The sequence below is a fragment of the Bacteroidales bacterium genome (assembly GCA_023229505.1).
Taxonomy (GTDB): domain Bacteria; phylum Bacteroidota; class Bacteroidia; order Bacteroidales; family JAGOPY01; genus JAGOPY01.
The window spans coordinates 1-22,501 of sequence record JALNZD010000057.1 but is presented as its reverse complement, the minus strand read 5'-3'; the positions used below and the strand labels follow the sequence as shown (position 1 = coordinate 22,501).

The window sequence follows — 22,501 nt, the reverse complement described above, 5'->3', positions numbered from 1 at the left end:
TTGTTGATAAAGTGTCCACTACATTTTTTGAAAATAAAAGAATTCCATTTTTGTGTACACTGAATATCAATTAGTTGTGAAATTCAAATAGTTAAAAAAGGCAAACAAGTGTCAAAGTCGGGAATTATTTCACGATAATGATCTTACCTGTTTTCTACCAATATTCGACTCTTTCCTGTGAATGCTGATTATCTGGATACTACAAACTTTGCTGATGCTTTTATATTCTGTCCTTCCCTCTGTACTACCATATAGATGCCCGGCGCATAGGCTTCCACATTGATCTCGACCTTATCTTGCCTATTGGGGACTTTGACTTCCAGTAATTTTCTTCCGAAAATATCATAAACAATTAATGATTGATCATGAATGCCGGATGAAAAACCAAATTGAAAATCGACATTCGACAATTGACAATTGACAATTGTTTTAGCGGGATTCGGCCACAAGTAAAGCCCTCCCTTCTTCTCCTCTTCTCCTTGTCCCCCTGTTTCCTTGTCCTCCTCAATTCCCACCCAGCAATTCTCAATCTCACAACCTACACTATCAACTTTCAGAACCCACATTTTTTGTACATTATTGGGTGGATCTAATGTATAAGCCTGCCCGGTAGCCACAAATCCATTATCTAATGTCTGTGATACATCATACAAATAATTTAATCCATAAACGGGATCATCAGGGTAATAGAAATATTCACGATACCAAAGACTATCACCATCTGAATTGAATCGAAAAAGCCATCCAGCATTCAAATAAGCATGATTGTACACATATCCACAGGCCATAACATCGCCATTATCAAGTAATTGAATGTTAGAAATATAATTAGCGGTTGAGGGTCCATATTTTTTATTCCAGACAATATTGCCTTCAAGATCAATTTTAATAAGGTTAATCCTTGTTGAAGCAAACTCAGGTGTGAACATCGAATCAGCATAAGCAGTAAGCACGATGATGCAACTATCATGGCTGTTACAAAGCATGGCTTTGTCATCCTTGAATGGCCCACCCAGGTTGACAGACCATTCTAAATTGCCCAGACTGTCGGTTTTGTAGACAATCGGATCTGCAGTTTCTTCATACCCTATATACGGGATACGTCTCCAACTACTTATTGCATACCCATTATCAGATGTCTGAATTAAACTTTTAGCCCAATCACTACTATCAGATCCATATTGGTTCCTCCATAATTCATTGCCATTGGAGTCAGTCTTAATAAGAATTATATCTTTATTAGCTTCGTTACCAGAAATATTACCTAATAATGCAAAACCTCCATCGCTTGTTGTTGTGCATGCTCTTCCAACGAAAATAGTGTCAGAATCACTGGTGAATGCTTTCGTCAAGATCGTATCACCATAATTATCAAACTTGTAAAAAAGTCCATATATTGAATCGTTTAAATAGTCATCAAGTGTGCCGAATAGTCCGTAACAATTGTTATTTTTTGTCAATCCTCCTTCATCACCGGCCCAAAAATCACATCCATCTTTGCCAAAGTTTTTCCAGGAGGTGATGTCTCCTTCGGGATTAATTATAAACGTAGAGGTATTATAGTAATAATCTGAAATACTGTCGCCAGATAAGGCACATCCGAAATATCCGTTATTTATACCGATGATACCCCCTCCAATAGCCCAGGTGCCATTCGGGTTATATACCTCATTGAAGTACCGGGGCTGGCTGAAGCCAGCCCCGGAGGAAAGAAAGAGGATGAATAATACTATAAAGGTATGTTTGAAATTCATAGTGACTATTTAAAGATTATTTGGCTATTTTGCAATTAATACTTTACCTGATTGCTTATATTGGCCATCCGAAATAAAATTAAACAAATATATGCCACAAAGCCAGTCTTTAGTATTAATGATCTCGTCATGACTGTTGGATTGAAGATCTGTCCTGAATTTCAACTTTCCGGAAGAATCGTAGATATTCAGTACTCCATTGCCCGAAATTCCATTCATATCATATTCTGCAATCAGGTAATTATCGGCGGGATTCGGATATAATTTAAAGTAATGTTCATTATTCCTGATTCCTGTGGGAATAACCGATGCAACATCTGGTATCGCTTTTAGCGAATCCCCTGGCAAAATATAATATGGGTTCACTTCTATAATTTTTAAAAAATGAAGCACATTTCTTGCCAAACATCCCGGTTGATCTTCAAATTGTGCAAGGTCATCCAATTTCTCAATTTGCATTGAATCCAATTCTGACAATGTCAATGAATCTTTTTGAGCTGCTATTATAATCCCGATATATTCATCCCAATGATCATATATCAAGGTTTGGGAACTGGTCAGTTCGAATTGCTGAGGAATAGCATCAAAGGTATTTATTGCAGAAAGCGTATCATTCATTTCAAGATAAGTCATCGTTAACCGATACTTTGCTGAAGGTGTAGGGTGATTCTGTAATAAATGAACTATACTATCCATCCTGGTATTCATTGTGTCTTCTCTGAAAATTGAAATTAACCGGTTAAGCGCAATTTCTTTCTGAAGGTCAGCATTTGAATACTCAGCTTCAAGGATTTCTTTCTGTGCAATTGTATCTCTGCCCTGCATGATTTCTTCTATCATATATACCGGTATTGGATTTTCACGATCGGCCAATGCTTCCATTACCTTTTCAGACTTGGCGCTCTGTGGATTGGCAACCATGATTTCCTTAACCAAGACAGAAGGCAGAACATCTTCTTTTTGTGCCGATTTTATTAATATCGTGTCAGACAAGAATGGTGAATTGCTAAGTAATTCTTGCTGAAGTTCAAGAGCCTCTTCAGGTTGTGAAAAGTCAATTTCCATTGTCAAATCTTCCGTGCTACCGCCATCAATTAATTGATCGAGTGAGTTTTTGAGTGAATCGGTTATATCTGAAAAAGAAATGTAAAGAGACTTAATTTGTGATTTAGTCATCCCTTGAGGGAAGTTTGAATCGCAGTATGACTCATTCCAAGGGTTCCCAAATAGATTAATTCTAAAAATATTTGGCGAAATATAAGAAGGTACCCAAGGATTTGGTGGATGAAGATCATCTTTAGCATGATGATAATAATTTAAGTATGCTCCTTCATTATGAATGTCACTATAAGTATAAATGCCACTTAAACTGAATAAGTTACCTGTTGGTTCATCAGGTGCCCCCTGCCACAATGAAATACCGCATTCAGTGCATCCTTGTGATCCGGTCACTGCAATATCAAAATCATTTTTAGAGTATACATTACATTTGAATTTAAGTCCCTGCTGAGCGTCTTTACCCCTATTTATATTTTGGGCCAATGTTCCAATATGCAATTGATTGAAAGTATTATTATTTATTAGATTATTTGATTCTCCTGAATTATTGATAGTTATTCCTATGTCGTTCCAACCAAATGGATTAGGGTCACCTTCAAAATAGTTATCCTGAATTAGATAACCGGAACAGTTGTCAAGATAAACGCCACCATATGCTTGTGTTCCAATAGGGAGTTTGTCAATATATATAAAAAAATGATTAGAATAAAGTGAAAGATTTTGAATTCCTCTGGCATAAACCCCAGTAATATTTTCCTCAAAACTAGAATTATGGATTGTTAGAACTGGATCGGTAAAAGCTCTTAATGCAAAAACAGCATAATATAGATTTCTGAAGGAAGTTACTTTCAAACTTTCATAATCAAGTACTGTATATCCCGCATCTATTGAAAATATTCCCCTTCCATGTTTTTTATAATCAGGCTCTTTATCGTTAGAAAATTCAAAATCGCAACCTTTGATTTGGATTCCATCGACTTGGACAAGGGTCATAAAGTATTCAGGTGAGGAATCATCCGCAAGATTTTCTGTGGTTTGAAATTTGCAACGGGTAAAGGTGCTAATATTGCTAAATGGATAGTACCAGAACATCACTCCATATCGATTATTAAAAAACCGAGCGTCTGTTGCGTCCACTATTCCTCCTGTATATACCCTATCGGGATTATCATATTCTATATTTCTGCCACAAAATATTGCTTTTCTTGCTTTTTCAATGACTGCATAATTTTGCATAATAACTTTCCCTTGATAATTGCCGGTTTGCGGGTAACGTGAATCCCCTTGTACTTCAACCCCCCACCACAGATCGTTACATGCACTGGTAAGAGTACAATTATCCAGCACCAATGTTCCGCCTCTTTCCACGACAATCTTGGCTTCAGAAGGTAGGTGAACCCTGCAATTTTTAATAATAAGATTTTTACCTGAAGGAATGATCACACTCCTGTCAAGAATGATGTCATCTTCCCAGGTTATGTCATCATTGATTTCTAATGCTGCACTATTGTAATGGCACAAAAGAGGTGATTTCCAAAGACCCCGGCCATAAGTCGCTGCAACAATGGTATTATATTTCGGATTTATTTCTAAATCAGTGACGATTTTTGCAGGAAGATTATTACTATAACGATACCATGTATGATCCTCATCAGTGCTTTTAAAAATACCCACATCAGTTAGTGCAAATAGAAAATAGTGAGAGTCTTGTTTGACGTATTTGATTTTATAAACCGGCATACCAAGTGGTAATCCTTCTGACCACGGCTCCCAGGTATCCCCACTGTTTTCTGAATAGAAAACTTTATTTTCGTGTTGGCTACCTTTGGTGTATACACCAAATGAAACCCAGATATGAGAAATATGGCCCGGATCGACTTCAATATCAGAAACAAAACCGTTATAACAACCGTCAAGATTGCTACTGATATCTTTAAATTCCAACACTTCACCAGCATATTTAAATCTGAATATAAATCCGGCATAGTTCTCGGGTAAAGGTGGAGGAGGATTCTCATAACTGTACGTTTTAAGTGTTGAAACATAGAATTTCCGTGTACCAGATGCCGGAACAACTTCAATAGCTGACAATGAGTCAGGAGCAAATGAATCTAAGGTTTCTATAGTTATTTGATTATTTTCACTAAAATCATTTACTCCTGAATATTTGATTAATTCAAACTTGCCGGAATATAAAATGGAATTGTATATAGGATCAAGTTTCATTGGAATGATAGGACTTGTTGCACCCAAAACGTCAATTGGTCGCAAAGTGGCACCCATATCGTTTGTTCTGAATAAACCTCCAGATTGCCATTCACTAAAATAAAATATATTACGGTCTTCAGAATCCCAAATTATTTCACTTCCATCTCCAATGCCGAAATTGATCCACGAATCATTATTGAATATCATGTCGCTCAAGTCTTGACAACCTCCTGCCACCAAATCCTGTTCCTTATCATATAAACCTATACCATAGAATTCAGTCACATTTAAACCATTTTCTATAGAGCTAAATGGGTGATGCCACTGCCATTCACACCCTTGGCCACCCATACCAGGTTCAACTAAAGTTCCCCAACTAATCCCGGCATCGTTAGCTAAATAAATGGTGTCACGTCCATTATGGCTAAAAAGTTGCATATCTCTAATATCCACGTGGACCCAGCAATCTAATGCATCACCTACGATACCTGGTGCTATAAAATCTACTCTATCATTTTCAGTATCAATCAATCCAATATAAATTCCTCCAATGTAGAAAATATGCTCATTTGAAGGAGAAACAGCAAATTCCAGCTTATTTTTGTTAGCAACGAGCTCATTAACATCATTATCACCTTCATATACCACTTCATAATGTTGTGAAATATTATCATAGCTAACCACTCTTAATCTATAAAATGAAACACCATCGTTTGGAATATATTGAGCCCAATAACAGAAATAAACTTTATCAGGATAATTCCTATGAATACTAATCTCAGTTCTATCTGGGACACATCTTATGTAGTCAGCAGAATTTAATCCTGCAAAAAAAATTTCATTGGATATATTGTTCTCGGTAAAGCCTGCAATTGGATTTTCAATTTTAAATATTTCGCTTCCAGCCAAGTAACCTACACTTTGGTTCCATGGAATTATCTTAAAGTCAAACAACCCCCATTGAGATTCATCACCCCATTGTGTATATTCTCTATGAAAGACTGTTGTCCAAATATTCCCTTGGTCTGTCGACCGATATACATCTTGATATGTTATTAAAAAAATATTATTTGGATCATTAGGGTCTAAAACAACTTTTCTCATATTTGTTTTATAGTCGGATACAGGATAAGTAACAGGCAAAGTAAGTTGTTCCCATGTATTTCCTCCATCAATTGATTTAAACAAACCTTCATTCCAACTCGAAAAGTTTCCCAATGAAGTGTTACATGAAATATAAATAATATCAGGATTTAAGGGATTTACAGCAATACTGTTCACTCCATGAATCTTATCATCATTATCATGAAGCGGATACCAGTTATCCCCACCATCTGTGGTTTTCCATAATCCTCCATGATGACTTCCCGCATAAATCAAGGAATGGTCACCTGTACTTACCCAGAGGGAAAGCATCATACCTTTACCAGAATTTTGGCTGGGAGCTCCACTATATTTTTTAGGTATACCAAGCGGTCCCATGAATTGCCAATCTGATTCGTCACTGTAATTTTCAGGTTCCTGAAAATTATTATAATAGTCAGCTATTGATTCCCACATCGCACCAAGATCACCATCAACACCATGACGGCTGGTATAAAACCATTTCCACCGGAGATAGTCTTTATAGCCGGTTCCTTACATGTTTTCAGCACCTCGTAGCTGAATAAGTGAATCGTAATAATGGTTATAATAGGCAGAAAGAGTGTAGAAATTGACAGTAGAATCCGTTAATGGTTGGGATAAGACCTCTCTTGGTTTTACCCAGATGGCAAGGCATAAAAATGCCAGAACAACAAAAAAATTCATTCTTTTCATAATAAATTGGTTTTTGAAGGTTAATAAAAAAGATTGGATACGACTTGTACGAAAGACTGGATAGACGCAGTAAGTTTTCTTTAAAGAAAATATATTGAAAAGTAAGAAATGGGAGCTTAGAATCTCTCTCTCTCTCTCTCTACGGAAATGCTATGTTGGTAAATCCATTCCATGCTGAATGAGATATAATCTGAAAATTTTTTTCATGAAATGGGAAGGCTAAAGATACAACAATAAAGGAGGGAAAGCAATGGGGGATGGTAAGTTTTTTCTATGTATCATTTGATTTTACTTAAAATGCACGTCATCTTATTATCTTTGTAAAAAAGCAAGCAATGGATTTAGCTGGATTACCATACCGGTTGTTCAATATCCCAGCGCAGTATTATGATACTATGCTCGAAGATATTTCCAGGGCCAGGAAATATATTTACTTCGAGGTGTATAAATTTTACAATGATGAAATCGGTGACCGATTCAGGGAAGCTTTGACCCGAAAGGCAAAAGAAGGGGTAGAGGTGAAGCTGCTCATCGATTCATGGGGAGCGGCCGTGGCGGATACTTATTTTCAGAAGCTCACAGACCTGGGAGGAGAAGTCCGTTTTTTTACAAAAATCAAGTTTGTTATTGATTACTTCACTAAAAATCACCGCCGAAATCATCGAAAAATACTGGTTATCGATGATAAGATCAGTTGGATCGGTTCGGCTAATATTACTGCCTACAGCCTCTCGTGGAGGGAATTGATGCTTCGCCTGGAGGGAGATCTGGCGGTTTCTTTTAAGAAAGTCTTTAACCTGGATTTCAAACTTTATAACAAGTACTTCTTCGAAAAGAATTCTTACATCAGGTTAATCCGGCACGGGAATTATGAAATTATCAGGGATGTGCCCTCTATCGCAAAAAAAAGGATCAACAAACGATTCATTCAGATGATAAAGAATGCCGACCGGCAGATACTCATCGAAACCCCCTATTTCCTGCCCGGCTATTTTCTGCGGAAAGCACTGATGGATGCCTGTAAACGGGGTGTTGACGTGACCGTGATCGTGCCCAGGCATTCCGATGTGATGCTGATAGATATCCTTCGTAACCATTATCTTGGCCCTTTGCACCAGGAAGGATTGAAGTTTTGTTACTACCTGCCGGCAAATCTCCATTCCAAAGCTATGCTGGTTGATAATGAAATATTCGCTATCGGATCTCCGAATTTTGATTACCGTTCATTCCGCTATATGCATGAAATTGTGCTGGTTGGCTGGGAAGAAACTATTATCCGGCAATTGAGCCGCCATATTGAGGAGACAATCAGCCAAAGTGAACCATTTAATTTTGAAATATGGCTTCACCGGCCGCGTTTCCAAAAGTTTATTGAATGGTTGCTGCTCCCTTTCCGGCATTTTTTCTGAAAGCATTTAACATATATTTTACTACGGATTTTTTTGTTCCTCCCTAAAATCCTAACTTTGCAAAACAAATTTCAAATTTCAAGTTTCAAATTAATATTCTCGTTTATGACAATGATCGATGTGATGACCTCTAAAAAAGCTATGGAGCTGGAAGATAGGTATGGTGCGCATAATTACCACCCGTTGCCTGTTGTATTGGCGAGAGGAGAAGGTGTTTATGTATGGGATGTGGAAGGAAAGAAATATTTTGACTTTCTTTCGGCTTATTCGGCTGTGAACCAGGGTCATTGCCACCCCCGGATTGTACAGACCATGATTGATCAGGCCCGGACGCTCACCCTGACATCCCGTGCATTTTATTGTGATGTCCTTGGTTTGTATGAAAAGTTCGTGACCGGATTTTTTGGTTATGATAAAGTTTTACCGATGAATACGGGCGCTGAAGCAGTTGAAACAGCCCTTAAGCTTTGCCGAAAATGGGCTTATGATAAGAAAGGCATCCCTGAACATAAAGCTAAAATCATCGTTTGTGAGGGTAATTTTCACGGAAGGACCATCACTATCATTTCCATGTCGACCGATCCTGATGCCCGGGGTGGGTTTGGGCCTTATACTCCTGGGTTTGTGACCATACCTTATAATGATTTAGGTGCCCTGGCTAAGGCTTTGGAGGAGCCCAATATTGCAGGTTTCCTGGTTGAACCTATCCAGGGGGAGGCAGGAGTATTTGTTCCTGACGAAGGTTACCTCGCCAAAGCATTCGGATTATGCAAGGCTAAGAATGTGCTATTTATTGCCGATGAGGTTCAGACCGGTATTGCCCGGACCGGCAAACTTCTTGCCTGCGATCATGAGCAGGTCCGGCCGGATATGCTCATATTAGGGAAAGCCCTCTCGGGAGGTGTTTACCCGGTTTCGGCCGTATTGGCTGATAATGAGATCATGATGTGCATTAAACCGGGACAGCACGGCTCGACCTTCGGGGGAAACCCGGTTGCGGCCCGCGTGGCCATTACGGCCCTTGAAGTGATCCGTGACGAAAAACTGGCGGACAATGCAGCCCGCCTGGGTATGATCTTCAGGGAAGAATTAAAGAACATCAAGTCGGATATGATCCGGCTGGTCCGTGGTAAAGGTCTGCTGAATGCCATCGTGGTTGAACCGAAAAACGGCAAAACAGCCTGGGATGTATGCTTGAAAATGGCTGAGAATGGGCTGCTGGCCAAACCGACCCACGAACACATTATCAGATTTGCCCCGCCATTGGTTATTAATGAAGATCAGGTCCTGGAAGCTGTGAATATTATCGGGAAGTCCATTATTTCTTTTTAACGGGATAATCCTTTGGTACTTCTATAAAAAGCAAAAGGTCACGCGGGCGCGTGACCTGTTTGCCGATTATTAACCAAACCAAAAGAGTTATTTGAAGAGACTCAAACAACTGTATCTATGAAAGATCATTTTACCAAATAATCTTGGTATACATTTCTTCAACAGCTTTCCAGTTTACCACGTTCCAGAATGCGCTGATATATTCCGGACGGCGGTTCTGGTATTTCAGGTAATAAGCATGTTCCCAGACATCAAGTCCGAGGATTGGACTACCTTTTATCTCCGCCAAATCCATCAACGGATTGTCCTGGTTGGGTGAAGAACTGACCTTAAGGGAAAGGTCATCACTCACGGATAGCCAGGCCCAGCCGCTTCCAAAGCGGTTTGCAGCTGCATCGCTGAAAGCGATTTTAAACTGATCAAATGTTCCAAAGAACTTGTTGATGGCTTCAGCCAGCTTTCCGGAAGGTGCACCGCCGGCATTCGGGCCCATGATGTTCCAGAATAAATGATGATTGAAATATCCTCCCCCGTTATTTCTCACTGCTGCCGGATATTTGCTGATGCTGCCGAGGATATCTACTATGTTCTTGCCATCTAACTCTGTATCTTTCACCGCTGCGACAAATTTATCGAAGTAAGCCCGGTGATGCCTGGTATAATGGATTTCCATTGTACGCGCATCAATGTAAGGTTCAAGCGCTTCAAAGGAATAAGGCAGGTCAGCGAAAACAACACTCATATCTTCAGTAATTTTAAGAACGATAATTATATAAACAGTAAATTAATTTAGAATCATTCTATGAAACAAAAGTAATATGAAAATGTTCAGATGTCAATTCATTTATTGTTAAAAAACTGTTAAATAATTTGGGGATGATTAAAATTCAACGATCAGTTTAAGGTTAACCTGCCTGGGAGTGAGGTAATTTGGGACAGCGTATTCCCTGTTGTTAATATCCTTCACCCAGATGTAAGAAACCGTGTTGCTGATCTGGAACAGGTTAAATACTTCGAAGCTGATCCAGGCATTATCGATATAGCGAAGGGGATTCTTTTCTTTGAATTTCGTTTTTTCCCCGACAAGCAACTTGGAAAATCCAATGTCGACACGGCGATAAGGCGGGAAGCGCAAGGTATGTTCGTATAAAGGTGAATCGGGTGCGCCGAAAGGCAGGCCGGTGCCAAAAATCAAGGTCAGATGGGCTTTGAAAGTGGGGATCAGCGGGAGATAATCCTGGAAGAAAAGGGCAAAACTGACCCGTTGGTCGGATGGCCGGGGAATGTAGCCGGGTTCCGTGCGTATGCTATCGACCGGTGTCTGGTCAGGCGTATAACCAGGAATGATCTTCTCTCCGCTTTCGTTATAATAAGTGTAATAAAAATCATTTTCAATATCTTCCTCGGTCTTCAGGAAAGACAGGCTTGCCCATGATTCGGTCCCTTTGATAAATTCCCCGTTGATTTTAAGATCGATACCGGTGGCATAACCATGGGCAATATTTTCAGCCAGGTAACGGATCCTGACATTATCGACAATATAGGGGATCAGGTCATCAAGGTATTTATAATAGGCTTCTGTCGTAAATTTAAAAGGCCGGCTCCATGCAAGGAAGTTTATATCCAACCCGGCAACAAAATGGATGGATTTCTGCGCTCTGATGTCAGGGTTCAGCTTTCCTTCAAGGTCTCTCAATTCCTTGTAAAAGGGTGGCTGGTAATAATAGCCGGCTGAAAAGCGGAAGACCACATCCCTTTGCCACATTGGTTTATAAGCAATGGAAGCCCGCGGGCTGAGCAGGAACTGGCCATTATAATCCCAGTAATGGAAACGCAACCCGGCCGTTATGCTGAGATCCCGGCCATCTCCGAGCAGATCCCATGTGTTTTGCAGGTATCCCATCAAACGATTAGTAGACAGGCTCACATTCGTCCTGACGGCGTACTTCAATTCCAGCGGTTGTTTAGGGTCAGTTATTCCCCCGATGATAACCGGCGGATCGGGTATGGAATACCCGGCTGAATCGATCAGTTCCCATTCACTGAGATGGTCTTCGACATTTTCATGCTGGTATTTAAGGCCCCAGTTTAAGAAGCTCTTTTTCCTGATATAGCTTCCTTTGTGTTCGGTGCTGATCACCCCTGCATCAAGATAATTACGGGCATGGTCCATAAAAGTTCCCACTCCCTGCACTTCCGTTACATTGCCGAACTCTTCATCACCGAAATCGTTTTCAAGTTTGCCGATCCAATACTGGCCGCGGACATCGAATGTTTCACTCTCCCTTGTATTGAAACCCGAAACATTAAATCTTAGCATCAGCCCGGGATTAGGTTTATAGTCTATTGAAAAAGCCCCAAGGTACATGCGATAGCGGTCGACTTCCTGTCCGTCGAAATAAATGTTGAGCCGGTAGGCTTCTTTGATGGTGCCAAAATTGGTCTGCCGGCTTTCCGGGATGAGCAGGTAAGAATTCCGGGAATAATAGCCAAGGGCGGAAAGCTGGATCTTATCATTCAGGTCATAAGTCAGCACCCCCTGGATATCTATAAAGTTAGGCTTGTAATTCCCTTTGGTCTCAAGCCCTTTCAGGATGTATTGATTGGTCTTGTACCTGACACCTGCGAGGAAAGTCAGTTTTTTATTTTTTGTCAGCCCTTCCACGTGCCCCTGGGCCCCGAGCAGGCTAAGCTGAACTGAAGCCGCAGCAGAATCAGGCTTACGATAGGTAATATCCAACACCGACGACATTTTGTCTCCATATTTGGCATCCCAGCCGCCTGCAGAGAATACGATCCCTGAAACCAGCGTGGAGTTGACAAAACTCATCCCTTCCTGCTGACCTGACCGGATCAGGAATGGCCTGTATATTTCAATGCCATTGACATAGACCAGGTTTTCATCAAAATTTCCACCCCTGACGGAATATTGTGAACTTAACTCGTTAGCAGAATTCACGCCCGGTAAGGTCTTCAGCATGGCTTCAATCCCCCCGCTGAGGGTTGGGATCATCTTGGCTTCTTTTGGGTCCAGGCGGACATAATTGTAACTTCTGACCTGTTTATCTTTGATTTCAACACTTTTCAATTCGGTGTATTTCATCAGCAAGACGACATTCAGTTCCCTTCTGTCACCAGGCTGCAAATTGATCCGGAACCTCTTTGAATCATAACCGATGAAGGAAAAGTCGATGGTAATCTCCTGTTTTGCCGGAATGATGAGTACATAGTTGCCTCCCTGGTCGGTCACGCAGCCGGTCGTACTTCCAAGAATAGCCACATTAACCAATTCCAATGGTTTGTTGTCCTGATCTCTTACATTACCGCTCAGCACGGCATTTTCCTGCGAAAACAGGGCAGGGGAGGCAATGCTCAGTAAAAAAAACAGGATGAGGAATTTGTATATCTTCATTTCGGCTTTTTCACAGGGGTTAATGGTCTTTCCGCTTAAATTTCCCATCCTGCCAGGCTTTAACAAATTGCGCCCAGGCAAATGGGTTTAGTAAACTGATCGGCTGGGTCTGGCCGGCATAATATAATTTACTGACAGTCTGATCGATATAGTTACGGTAATTCATGCTTCCATCCATGGGCATAGCTTCGGCCCGGACGGCCAGTTCATACCTTTCAAGGTTCTTGCGGGCGATCTCGAGGTCGTCGTCAGGAATATCGAGGCTGAGGAAGGCCTCTTTAAACTGTTCTTTAGTTGGCCAGGGGTAGATCACCGTTTCATTCAGGTAGATGGTGTCGGTGGCCATTACCTGGAACATGGTATACCGGTTATTATGGATGGTATCAGGAATGATAAAAGATCCTTTTTTAAAACCGATTGCCGAAAATGTGATCGAATCGCCTTTACGGGCCACGAATGAAAAGTACCCGTAATAATCGCTGATTGTCCCGAAATTTGTATTATGGTCGATGATATGGGTAAAGGCCACCGGGTGCAGGCTGTCGCCGGTAACAACGGCACCGGTGAACTGGACAAGTTTTTTATAATATTCCTGGTTGTGTTGATGATCCTTCTGTGCTTCCATCAATAATGGCATCAGCAGGAATAATGTTAGACCTATGACCGGGTGTATTTTCATGCCTCGTGCAGGACTCTTCTTTTCAGATTTTGATGATAGCAGTAAAATTAATGATAACTTTTAAACGGACTCAGCAGGAATTTATTATAACTGCTTACAGCGGCAAGGCTAATAAAAAATGCTGTCAACCTACGGGGGTGACAGCATTTTTTATATAGGTGGCTGTTAGGCCTTATTTCGTTGTAAAACCTTTTCCCCGTGCTTCCTTCAGGCAGGCTGTGATGCCTTTTTTATTGATGGTCCGGATAGCTTCCGTAGAAACTTTCAGGGTGACCCATTTATCTTCTTCAGGGATGAAAAACCTTTTAGTCTGAAGATTAGGGAAGAATCTCCTGAGGGTTTTATGGTTGGAGTGGGAAACATGATTTCCTTTTATTGGCTTTTTCCCGGTGATTTCACAAACTCGTGCCATGGCTCAAAGTTTTATCGGTTACTTTTCAAAAATGGAGTGCAAAGAACGGTATTTTTTTTGAATAAAACAAAAGTTTTTTATTATGGGAAAAAATCCATTTCCTTGTCATTATTGAAGTTTCATCCTTTTCCGTGAAGCTGTGGTAATAGAAGTTTTCTCAAAATTATTTTATTAAATCCTTTGTGTTCCTTTGTGGTTCATATATCAAAACCAACTTTTGATTCAGCCTCCTAAATTCAATTGTATTCCAATGTGGACATAAAAGTTATGAATCTGATTAGTACAGCTAAGCCTGAATTTGCCAAACCTGCCCCTCGAACAGTTCAAACAGGAATACCCTGTCAAAACCATTGCTTAAAATCCTTTTATCAAAATGCCCGTTAAAATTAAAACCATTTAATTCAATTGAATCAGCAAAAATGATCAGCCAGTAAGCTTCTGCCTCCTTTTTCAGGTAGATTTTAAGCTTTTTTTCCTTCTTTGAAATGGAATGCGCCATATCCGAAATAAAATCGTTATAATTTTCTTTACTGAGGTTATAACTTGAAGATGGCAGGGCAGTTAGTTCAATGCCGATCGTATTCCTCGAACCTGTCATCAGCATAAAGTCAGGTGATTCGGATTTTATTATCCTTCCTTTGGGGAATTCCGGATAATGCTTTTTGAAACGATCCAGGATTATTCGTTCCTGTATGGATTTATCATTGTTCAATTGCTTCTATGTTAAATTGTTATGCTGTCAACTGTCAACTGTCAACTCCCTATCGCTAGCCTCAGCAAATTCAACGCTGCCAGCGCCGCCCGCAGGATATTCCGGCCACGGTGCTCGCCGAACATGAATTTCTGAGCTATGACACCGGTTTTGGAGGCGATGGCGATCCATACCGTACCGACAGGTTTGTCGATGGTTCCTCCGTCCGGCCCCGCTATGCCGCTGATTGAAACCGCGAAATCAGTATTAAACCGTTGACGGGCACCCCGGGCCATCTCTTTCACTACCTGCTCGCTTACTGCCCCGAATTGTTTCAGCGATTCTTCAGAAACCCCGAGGAAAGTGTGCTTGATCTCGTTGGAATAAGCGATAACAGACCCCTGAAAGTAGTCCGAAGCGCCCGGAACACTTGTGATCATGTGCGCCAGGAAGCCACCGGTGCAACTTTCGGCCGTGCTCAAAGTGCAGTGTTTTTCTTTCAATAACCGACCCACAATCTCTTCCATCGTATCATTGCCATAGCCGAAAATCAGATCAGGAATCAGTTTTTGAAGTGACTCAACCTGGTTCTCAATCTCCTGTAGAGTTTTCTCTTTTGTCTCCCCGTAGGCTGTTAACCTGAGCCTGACCAGACCGGGTTGTGGCAGATAAGCCAGCTTCATGTTTGAAGGGAGGTCCTCTTCCCAGTCTTTGATCATTTCGGAAAGGAATGATTCGCCGATCCCTTGTGTAAGAATTGTTTTATGGGCCACAACCCGCTGATTATCCTGGCTGGCGAGGCGTGGAAGGATGTATTCTTCCATCATGGCTTCCATTTCGAAGGGTACACCGGGAAGGGAGACAAGGATCTTTCCTTCTTTTTCGAACCACATTCCCGGGGCCGTGCCGTTGTGGTTGATCAACGGGGTACAATTGGCCGGTACTTCAGCCTGTTTACGGTTCAATCCGGTCACTTCCATCCCACGGCTGGCAAAGAACTTCCTGATGTTTTCGTAGGAAGGCTGATGGAAAACCAACTCTGTACCAAAATAGGAGCACAAAGTGTGTTTGGTGATGTCATCTTTAGTCGGGCCCAGTCCGCCGGTGACCAGGATCACGTCTGCACGGGCAAACGCCACATCGAGCGCTCTGGTTATTTCTGCCGCGTCATCAGAGATGGCGGATATCTGTTTGACCGGGATCCCGATTTCGTGTAAATGCTGCGCCATCCAGGTGGCGTTAGTGTTTACGACTTGTCCGACAAGGAGTTCATCGCCGATGCTGATGATTTCTGATATCATGGTACAAAATTAATATCATTAAGGAATTGGATAGTTCGGCAGGTAATTTTAATTTTGAGGATTATTCACACCAGAAATCACAGAGATGAAGGAGTCGGATTTAATAATTAACCGGAATGGCAGCATTTATCACCTGAAGCTTAAACCGGAAGAATTACCTGATTTGATTTTAGTGGCCGGTGACCCCGGAAGGATAGAGATGATTTCGGATCATTTTGATCGGGTTGAATTTAAAAGGCAAAACCGGGAGTTTGTCAGCCATATCGGGTGGCTGAACGGGAAGCGGCTGTTAGCGCTCTCCACCGGAATCGGGCCCGACAATATGGATATCGTGATGAACGAACTCGATGCACTGGCTAACATCGACCTAAAAAAAAGAGAATCCCTTGAGCATCACCGTACCCTGACCATTGTGAGGATCGGTACTTGCGGCACGCTGCATCCCGATATCCCTGTCGGTGCTTTTTCCCTTGCAACACACGGCCTGGGCCTGGATGGTTCATTACATTTTTATAAGGATCTGGAAAAAGTGACAGACCTGGAACTCACCCGGGAATTTATCAGTCAGTCGGGTTGGCCCTCTTTTCTTGCTTCTCCTTATATCATTCCGGGATCGAAAGAATTGATCCAAAAATTAGCCCCGGAAGGGATAAGCGGCATCACGGCAACCGGTGCAGGATTTTATGGCCCACAGGGCCGTGAACTCCGGCTTCGTACTGCTTTTCCCGGTATGCTTGACGCCCTGACAAAATTTTCTTACAAAGATCACCGGATTATTAATTGCGAGATGGAAACATCGTCCTTATATGGACTGGGTAGTATGTTGGACCACCAGGTTGCGAGTATATGCGTGATCCTGGCTAACCGGGCTACCGGAGAATGCCTCAGGACAATCAAAAATAATGAAGAAAAGCTGATTTCATATGTTTTGGAAAAGATGACCTCCTGAACTATTTCGGAAAAGGAATGTTATCTTAGCTGATGGCATATTTATTGTTTACAGAATACAGAAGTCAGAAGAAGATTTTCACGGATAATGGAAGAAAAATCACAAAACAAGGAGCTCAATGCGCTGATCAGCCTGCTGGATGAACCCAATGAGGAAATTTTCCAGACTATCCATGACCGGATCTTTGCCCATGGCAAAGTGGCTGTGCCTGTCCTTGAGAATTTATGGGAGAACACTTTTGACCCCCTCATCCAACACCGCATCGAAGACCTGATCCATATCATCCAATTCGAAAACCTGAAAAAAGAACTGAACGAATGGTCACAGTTTGAGCATCATGATCTGCTGCGGGGAACTCTTCTCGTCACAAGGTTTCAATATCCCGACCTGGACGAAGATGCGATCATTAAAAAGATTGGTTCATTTTCGCAGGATGTCTGGCTTGAACTAAACCAAAACCTGACCGGGCTGGAAAAGGTCAAGGTGATTAACCACATCTTATTCGATATCCATAAGCTGGCCGGCAATGTTACCAATATCAACTCGGCAGAAAATTTTTACATCAATAACCTTCTCGATTCGAAAAAAGGCAGTCCCCTCATCCTGGGGATTATCTACATTTCCATTTCCCAAAGCCTTCGTGTTCCCATATATGGCGTTGATCTTCCACGGCACTTTGTGCTGGCATATACCGATGAAATTATGCTGACACCAAGGGATATCCCGGAAGGCGATGTTTTATTCTATATCAATCCTTTTAACAAAGGAGCCGTTTTCACAAAAAATGAGATCGAACTGTTTATAAAGCAGTTGAAGCTGGAACGTAAAGATTCTTATTTTATTCCTTGTGATAATAAAACAATCATCCGCCGGATGATGAACGAGCTCATCTTCATTTATGATCAGGCAGGAAATCCTGTAAAACGGGACGAGATGACGGAGTTACTGGGTATGGTGGAGTAAGGGATTAATATGCGAAAAAGGAAACAAGATACCCGAGATTCGAAATTTGAAAATTGAAATTCGGGTTACCGAATTATTATTTCCCTTTTAAAAATCTTTCAATATTCCGCTCGACTCTTCCCAGGACATTGATGGCATCTTCGCGGACGAATTTTTCTCCTGTAATTCCTTCGAAAAGCTCGATATAACGCTCTGAAACGGATTCGACGAATTCATCAGACATGAAAGGGACCTTTTGCCCGGTTTTGCCCTGAAAACCATTTTCCATCAGCCATTCCCTTACAAATTCCTTGGAAAGCTGTTTTTGCTGCTCGCCTTTTGCAAAGCGTTCCTCATAACCGTCAGCATAAAAATACCTTGAAGAATCAGGTGTATGGATCTCATCGATAAGGTAGATCTGCCCGTCGGCTTTGCCGAATTCATACTTGGTATCGACTAAAATCAAGCCCATTTTGGCTGCAATTTCCGAACCCCTGTTGAAAATTTCGATAGTATATTTTTCGAGCAGGTTGTAATCTTCTTCTGAAATAAGTCCCTGGCGGATGATCTCTTCCCGGGAAATGTCTTCGTCGTGACCTTCTTTAGCTTTTGTTGTTGGCGTGATAATAGGCTGAGGAAAACGTTCGTGTTCGCGCATCCCGTCAGGGATTGGAACACCGCAGATCGACCGGGCACCGCTTTTATAGGTGCGCCAGGAGTTGCCGGTGAGATAGCCACGGATGATCATTTCCACCGGGAATGGTTCGCAGAACTTCCCGACCATTACCATCGGATCAGGCACGGCCATCATCCAGTTGGGGACGATGTCACGCGTCGCTTCGAGAAACTTCGCCGCGATCTGGTTAAGCACCTGGCCTTTGTAAGGGATCCCGCTGGGAAGGACCACATCGAAAGCCGATATCCGGTCGGTGACCACCATCACCATTAATTCGTTGTTGATATTATATACATCCCGGACTTTTCCATGGTAAACACCTTTCTGGCCAGGGAACTGGTAGTCGGTTCTGACGATGACATTTTGCATACATTGTGGATTTAGTGATTATTTCTTTCTTTACCGTAAGCCTCGATAATTTTGATCACCAGCCGGTGACGGATGATGTCGCGATGATCGAGGTAAATAAAATCCATTCCCGGAATATCTTTCAGGATTTTCGTCGCATGGACCAGCCCTGATTCCTGGTTTTTAGGCAGGTCGATCTGGGTGATATCGCCGGTGACAATAAATTTAGAAGATTTCCCCATCCGGGTCAGGAACATTTTCAGCTGGCTGGACGTCGTATTCTGTGCTTCATCGAGGATGGCGAAGGAATGGTCCAAAGTCCGGCCGCGCATGAAAGCAAGGGGTGCCACTTCGATGGTTCCGTCTTCGATGTATGTTAGCAGTTTCTGAGTAGGGAGCATGTCGCGCAGGGCATCATAAAGCGGTTGAAGATAGGGGTCCAGCTTATCTTTGAGGTCGCCGGGGAGGAAACCCAGGTTTTCACCGGCTTCGACGGCAGGGCGCGTCAGGATGATCCGGCGCACTTCCTTATTTTTTAACGCCCTGACAGCTAATGCCACGGCTGTGTAAGTCTTCCCTGTTCCTGCCGGACCGATCGCGAAGACGAGGTCATTATGGCTGCAACTCTCCACCAGCTTTTGCTGGTTGACGGTCAGGGCTTTCACGATCCGGCCATCGCGTCCATGCACCAGCACATCATCGGGTTGCTGGGCCTGGATAAGGCCATTTGTTTCCTCCTCTCCACCCTGCATGATCTGCAGGATGTCACTTTCCGTAATCCTGCCGAATTTTTCATAACTGAGAAGCAAAAGGGAGAACTTCCTTTCGAAGAGGGCCAGTTCTTCTTCCTCACCGAAAACTTTTACCACATCGCCCCTCGCAACGATTTTCAGCTTAGGAAACTGTCTTTTGATGAGCTCGAGATGCGTGTCATTCACGCCGTAAATCTCCAGCGGATTGTATGTTTCGATCGAAATGATCCTTTCGTTCATGATGCCTTAAAAAGCGAAATTACGAAGAAGTTCAAAAGTATTAAAAATCGCGCTCCATCTATGAAGAATTCTTAATTTTGACCGGGAAATGACTAAAAGGGTTTCTGTGAAGATTTGAGATTATTAACATTCTGACGTTTTCTATGCCGATTATTACACTGACAAGCGACTGGGGCCAGCGGGACTATTTCCTGGGAGCCGTGAAAGGAAAGATACTCAGCCTGTTACCATCTGCCTCAATAATAGATATTTCTCACGGCATCAGTCCGTTCAACCTCAAACAGGCTTCATTCATCATCCGCAACAGTTATCCCCATTATCCGCAGGGAACGGTCCATATCCTTTCAATCCTGACTGAAAAGACTGAAAAAGTTCCGCACCTGGCCGTAAAATACGATGGGCAGTTTTTCATCGGTGCGGACAATGGGATTTTTTCCCTCATTTTTGATCATGCTCCTGAAAAGATTATAAGTATCTCTTCTTCAGATGAAAAAGGTATAAAGGATGTCCCGGCGCGTGACCGGTTCGTGGCATCGGCCGTCCATCTTGCTTCCGGGCGCCCTATTGAACAGCTTGGCGAGCCCGTGTCGCAATGGAAGGAGCAGCTGCATTTTCTCCCGGTGGTTTCCGGTGACATCATCAGGGGCGTGGTCATCTATATCAACCAATATGAGAACGTTGTGACCAATATAACCCGTGAACTTTTCGATAAAATCAGCAGAGGTCGAAAGTTTGTCATAGAGTTCCGGGGTGAAACCATCAATGCGATCAGCCAGTCTTACCAGGAGGTCCCAATCGGTGAAATTGTGGCATTGTTCGGCTCAACCGGCCATCTTGAAATTGCGATCAACCAGGGTAATGCCGGCAGTTTGCTGGGGCTCGATATCAACGACCCGGTGAGGGTGGAGTTCAGGAGCTGATTTGATTTTCTCCAAATGAACCTTTGATACATCCCATTTTATTCATTTTCAACAATAACCCTAATTATTAAAGTACTAGTGAGTAGCTAAACGAGCATCAAAATATATTTTGATGATATTAATATATTTATTAATTTTAAAGACGTCAAGAAATTATTTAATAATTGACTAATTTTATTGATGATGGGATCAGTTAATTTATATTTTGAGCAATGAAATATCTTAAATCATTTATACTTTTCATATTTATTTTCTTTAATCCAATTTTAACCCTTAAATCACAGGATTTCTGGGAACAACTGTACTTTCCTGATAGCGCTGATATCTTGAGTATTGCGGTAAATGATCAGCAGGTTATTTATATTGGATCAGGAGCAGGTGTTTACCGATCCGATGACGAAGGAAATAGTTGGAATCTTCTTGGGCTTGAAAATCGAATTGTATACTCTATTGCTATCAACAATAACAATGATATCTACGCCGGCACGAGTCAAGCGCCCCAAATCGGAGGCTTGTTCTGTTCTTCAGATGATGGTGAAACCTGGTCAAGCGTTCTTCCCGATATAGGTGCGTATGGAAATATTGTGGCTATTCTTTGTCTGGGTGACACAATATTTGCCAGTCTATGGATGGATGATGCATCTGTAATACGCTCAACAGATAATGGACAAACATGGAGTATAGTTTTCTTTACTGATAATACCAGTGAATACATTTCCGATATAGTTAATTCAAACACCGGTGACATTTATATAAGTCTTAAAGCCTATTTTGAGAATAGGGGAGGTGTATATAAATCAGAAGAAGGAGGTGATAATTGGGAGTTTATTGGTTTGTTTAATTACCAGGTTTCAGCCCTGGCTTTGAACAATTCTGACGATCTTTTTGCGGGCTCTTGGGGGGGGTTAACAGATACTACTTCATCCGGATTGTATGTTTTAAGAAACGGAGTAGAAGAATGGGAAACCTTACTGGCGAATCCTCAAGTTTCTGATATCATTATCAATAGCGAAAATGAGATTTATTTCAGCAGTTCCTGGCCGAATGGAGTATTACGGTCATTAGACAATGGTGAAAGTTTTGAACTAGTTAATGAAGGATTACCTGATGGAATTATGAGAGATATGTTTCTGGATACTTTAGGCTATTTATATGTAACAAATTTGATTTGCCTTGCAAAAAGTATTAACCCCACTGTTTCAATTTCTGAAGAAAATTTAATTTCATCTGAAAATCCATGGATTGTATATCCAAACCCTGTTAACAATCTACTCAATATTAGAGCCTTAAACAATAATCAAATAAATAATATTGAAATAATTAACATTTACAACTCAATTGGTAAATTATTAATTTCCGAGAATGTTTCTACTATTGATCTTTTAAAAATAAATGTTAGTGACCTGCCTGCCGGATTTTATTTTATTGAGATAATTTGTGATAAACATAAGACCATAACCAAAATCATTATCAACTAGTGTCACGTCACAATTAATATGACGTAATCAAAAAAAATTGTATCTTAGCCAAAAAAAGGCTATGAACACTTACAAAGTTACTCTTACACAGGAAGAACGAGATCAATTGACCGAAATTACC

At 41.6% G+C, this 22,501-nt stretch carries 17 protein-coding genes; 6 read left to right on the top strand and 11 right to left on the bottom strand.

Annotated features, from left to right (window positions below):
* Positions 1-188 precede the first annotated feature (188 nt).
* From M0Q51_15535 to M0Q51_15525, 3 genes are all read right to left on the bottom strand, one after another.
* Entirely contained in the window at positions 189-1,754 is a 1,566-nt protein-coding gene (locus M0Q51_15535) for a T9SS type A sorting domain-containing protein (GenBank protein ID MCK9401390.1), read from the bottom strand.
* A gap of 24 nt (positions 1,755-1,778) precedes the next feature.
* Positions 1,779-6,581: a T9SS type A sorting domain-containing protein gene (locus tag M0Q51_15530; GenBank protein MCK9401389.1), complete on the bottom strand. Its 4,803-nt coding sequence runs from the start codon at positions 6,579-6,581 to the stop codon at positions 1,779-1,781.
* 78 nt (positions 6,582-6,659) lie between these two features.
* Positions 6,660-6,839 carry a hypothetical protein gene (locus tag M0Q51_15525; GenBank protein MCK9401388.1) on the bottom strand — a complete coding sequence of 60 codons (180 nt, stop codon included), beginning with the start codon at positions 6,837-6,839 and terminating at the stop codon, positions 6,660-6,662.
* A gap of 335 nt (positions 6,840-7,174) precedes the next feature.
* Here M0Q51_15525 and M0Q51_15520 point away from each other — a divergent pair, with 335 nt between their 5' ends.
* Both M0Q51_15520 and rocD read left to right on the top strand, forming a co-directional pair.
* Positions 7,175-8,248: a phosphatidylserine/phosphatidylglycerophosphate/cardiolipin synthase family protein gene (locus M0Q51_15520; protein ID MCK9401387.1), complete on the top strand. Its 1,074-nt coding sequence runs from the start codon at positions 7,175-7,177 to the stop codon at positions 8,246-8,248.
* Positions 8,249-8,359: 111 nt separating this feature from the next.
* The gene (gene rocD / locus M0Q51_15515; GenBank protein MCK9401386.1) at positions 8,360-9,580 is read left to right on the top strand and encodes an ornithine--oxo-acid transaminase; all 1,221 of its coding nucleotides are present in this window, start codon (positions 8,360-8,362) and stop codon (positions 9,578-9,580) included.
* A 130-nt stretch (positions 9,581-9,710) separates the two neighbouring features.
* Here the strand turns inward: rocD and M0Q51_15510 are convergent, their stop codons facing one another.
* The 6 genes from M0Q51_15510 to M0Q51_15485 all read right to left on the bottom strand — a co-directional run bounded on the left by M0Q51_15510 (position 9,711) and on the right by M0Q51_15485 (position 16,075).
* Positions 9,711-10,322, bottom strand: coding sequence for a superoxide dismutase (locus M0Q51_15510; protein ID MCK9401385.1), 612 nt, complete (start codon positions 10,320-10,322; stop codon positions 9,711-9,713).
* A gap of 138 nt (positions 10,323-10,460) precedes the next feature.
* Positions 10,461-13,040, bottom strand: coding sequence for a TonB-dependent receptor (locus M0Q51_15505; protein ID MCK9401384.1), 2,580 nt, complete (start codon positions 13,038-13,040; stop codon positions 10,461-10,463).
* Positions 13,012-13,629, bottom strand: a complete 618-nt coding sequence (locus tag M0Q51_15500) for a carboxypeptidase-like regulatory domain-containing protein (GenBank protein ID MCK9401383.1) — start codon at positions 13,627-13,629, stop codon at positions 13,012-13,014. Before M0Q51_15500 ends, M0Q51_15505 begins: the two co-directional genes overlap by 29 nt.
* 214 nt (positions 13,630-13,843) lie before the next feature.
* The gene (gene rpmB, locus M0Q51_15495) at positions 13,844-14,083 is read right to left on the bottom strand and encodes a 50S ribosomal protein L28 (GenBank protein MCK9401382.1); all 240 of its coding nucleotides are present in this window, start codon (positions 14,081-14,083) and stop codon (positions 13,844-13,846) included.
* Between the two features lie 286 nt (positions 14,084-14,369).
* Positions 14,370-14,795, bottom strand: coding sequence for a hypothetical protein (locus tag M0Q51_15490; GenBank protein ID MCK9401381.1), 426 nt, complete (start codon positions 14,793-14,795; stop codon positions 14,370-14,372).
* Between the two features lie 41 nt (positions 14,796-14,836).
* A complete protein-coding gene (locus M0Q51_15485) occupies positions 14,837-16,075 on the bottom strand; it encodes a competence/damage-inducible protein A (protein MCK9401380.1) in 1,239 nt (412 codons plus the stop codon).
* Between the two features lie 85 nt (positions 16,076-16,160).
* Between M0Q51_15485 and M0Q51_15480 the strand changes: the two genes are divergently transcribed.
* Together M0Q51_15480 and M0Q51_15475 are read left to right on the top strand one after the other, a co-directional pair.
* Positions 16,161-17,024 carry a nucleoside phosphorylase gene (locus M0Q51_15480; protein ID MCK9401379.1) on the top strand — a complete coding sequence of 288 codons (864 nt, stop codon included), beginning with the start codon at positions 16,161-16,163 and terminating at the stop codon, positions 17,022-17,024.
* Positions 17,025-17,111: 87 nt separating this feature from the next.
* Entirely contained in the window at positions 17,112-17,987 is an 876-nt protein-coding gene (locus M0Q51_15475; GenBank protein MCK9401378.1) for a transglutaminase-like domain-containing protein, read from the top strand.
* A gap of 76 nt (positions 17,988-18,063) precedes the next feature.
* Here the strand turns inward: M0Q51_15475 and M0Q51_15470 are convergent, their stop codons facing one another.
* Both M0Q51_15470 and M0Q51_15465 read right to left on the bottom strand, forming a co-directional pair.
* Entirely contained in the window at positions 18,064-19,011 is a 948-nt protein-coding gene (locus tag M0Q51_15470) for a phosphoribosylaminoimidazolesuccinocarboxamide synthase (GenBank protein MCK9401377.1), read from the bottom strand.
* A gap of 11 nt (positions 19,012-19,022) precedes the next feature.
* Positions 19,023-19,982, bottom strand: a complete 960-nt coding sequence (locus tag M0Q51_15465) for a PhoH family protein (GenBank protein ID MCK9401376.1) — start codon at positions 19,980-19,982, stop codon at positions 19,023-19,025.
* A 143-nt stretch (positions 19,983-20,125) separates the two neighbouring features.
* Here M0Q51_15465 and M0Q51_15460 point away from each other — a divergent pair, with 143 nt between their 5' ends.
* A complete protein-coding gene (locus tag M0Q51_15460; GenBank protein MCK9401375.1) occupies positions 20,126-20,902 on the top strand; it encodes an SAM-dependent chlorinase/fluorinase in 777 nt (258 codons plus the stop codon).
* A gap of 212 nt (positions 20,903-21,114) precedes the next feature.
* Entirely contained in the window at positions 21,115-22,380 is a 1,266-nt protein-coding gene (locus tag M0Q51_15455) for a T9SS type A sorting domain-containing protein (GenBank protein ID MCK9401374.1), read from the top strand.
* The last annotated feature ends 121 nt before the right edge of the window (positions 22,381-22,501 follow it).

Bases quoted from the DNA above. Each gene is read 5' to 3' on its own strand.
- rocD (MCK9401386.1), top strand. From the start codon at position 8,360: ATGATCGATGTGATGACCTCTAAAAAAGCTATGGAGCTGGAAGATAGG.
- M0Q51_15510 (MCK9401385.1), bottom strand. From the start codon at position 10,322: ATGAGTGTTGTTTTCGCTGACCTGCCTTATTCCTTTGAAGCGCTTGAA.
- M0Q51_15520 (MCK9401387.1), top strand. From the start codon at position 7,175: ATGGATTTAGCTGGATTACCATACCGGTTGTTCAATATCCCAGCGCAG.
- M0Q51_15460 (MCK9401375.1), top strand. From the start codon at position 20,126: ATGCCGATTATTACACTGACAAGCGACTGGGGCCAGCGGGACTATTTC.
- M0Q51_15485 (MCK9401380.1), bottom strand. From the start codon at position 16,075: ATGATATCAGAAATCATCAGCATCGGCGATGAACTCCTTGTCGGACAA.
- M0Q51_15535 (MCK9401390.1), bottom strand. From the start codon at position 1,754: ATGAATTTCAAACATACCTTTATAGTATTATTCATCCTCTTTCTTTCC.
- M0Q51_15505 (MCK9401384.1), bottom strand. From the start codon at position 13,040: ATGGGAAATTTAAGCGGAAAGACCATTAACCCCTGTGAAAAAGCCGAA.
- M0Q51_15480 (MCK9401379.1), top strand. From the start codon at position 16,161: ATGAAGGAGTCGGATTTAATAATTAACCGGAATGGCAGCATTTATCAC.
- M0Q51_15470 (MCK9401377.1), bottom strand. From the start codon at position 19,011: ATGCAAAATGTCATCGTCAGAACCGACTACCAGTTCCCTGGCCAGAAA.
- M0Q51_15525 (MCK9401388.1), bottom strand. From the start codon at position 6,839: ATGAAAAGAATGAATTTTTTTGTTGTTCTGGCATTTTTATGCCTTGCC.
- M0Q51_15500 (MCK9401383.1), bottom strand. From the start codon at position 13,629: ATGCCATTATTGATGGAAGCACAGAAGGATCATCAACACAACCAGGAA.
- rpmB (MCK9401382.1), bottom strand. From the start codon at position 14,083: ATGGCACGAGTTTGTGAAATCACCGGGAAAAAGCCAATAAAAGGAAAT.
- M0Q51_15465 (MCK9401376.1), bottom strand. From the start codon at position 19,982: ATGAACGAAAGGATCATTTCGATCGAAACATACAATCCGCTGGAGATT.
- M0Q51_15530 (MCK9401389.1), bottom strand. From the start codon at position 6,581: ATGTGGGAATCAATAGCTGACTATTATAATAATTTTCAGGAACCTGAA.
- M0Q51_15455 (MCK9401374.1), top strand. From the start codon at position 21,115: ATGAAATATCTTAAATCATTTATACTTTTCATATTTATTTTCTTTAAT.
- M0Q51_15475 (MCK9401378.1), top strand. From the start codon at position 17,112: ATGGAAGAAAAATCACAAAACAAGGAGCTCAATGCGCTGATCAGCCTG.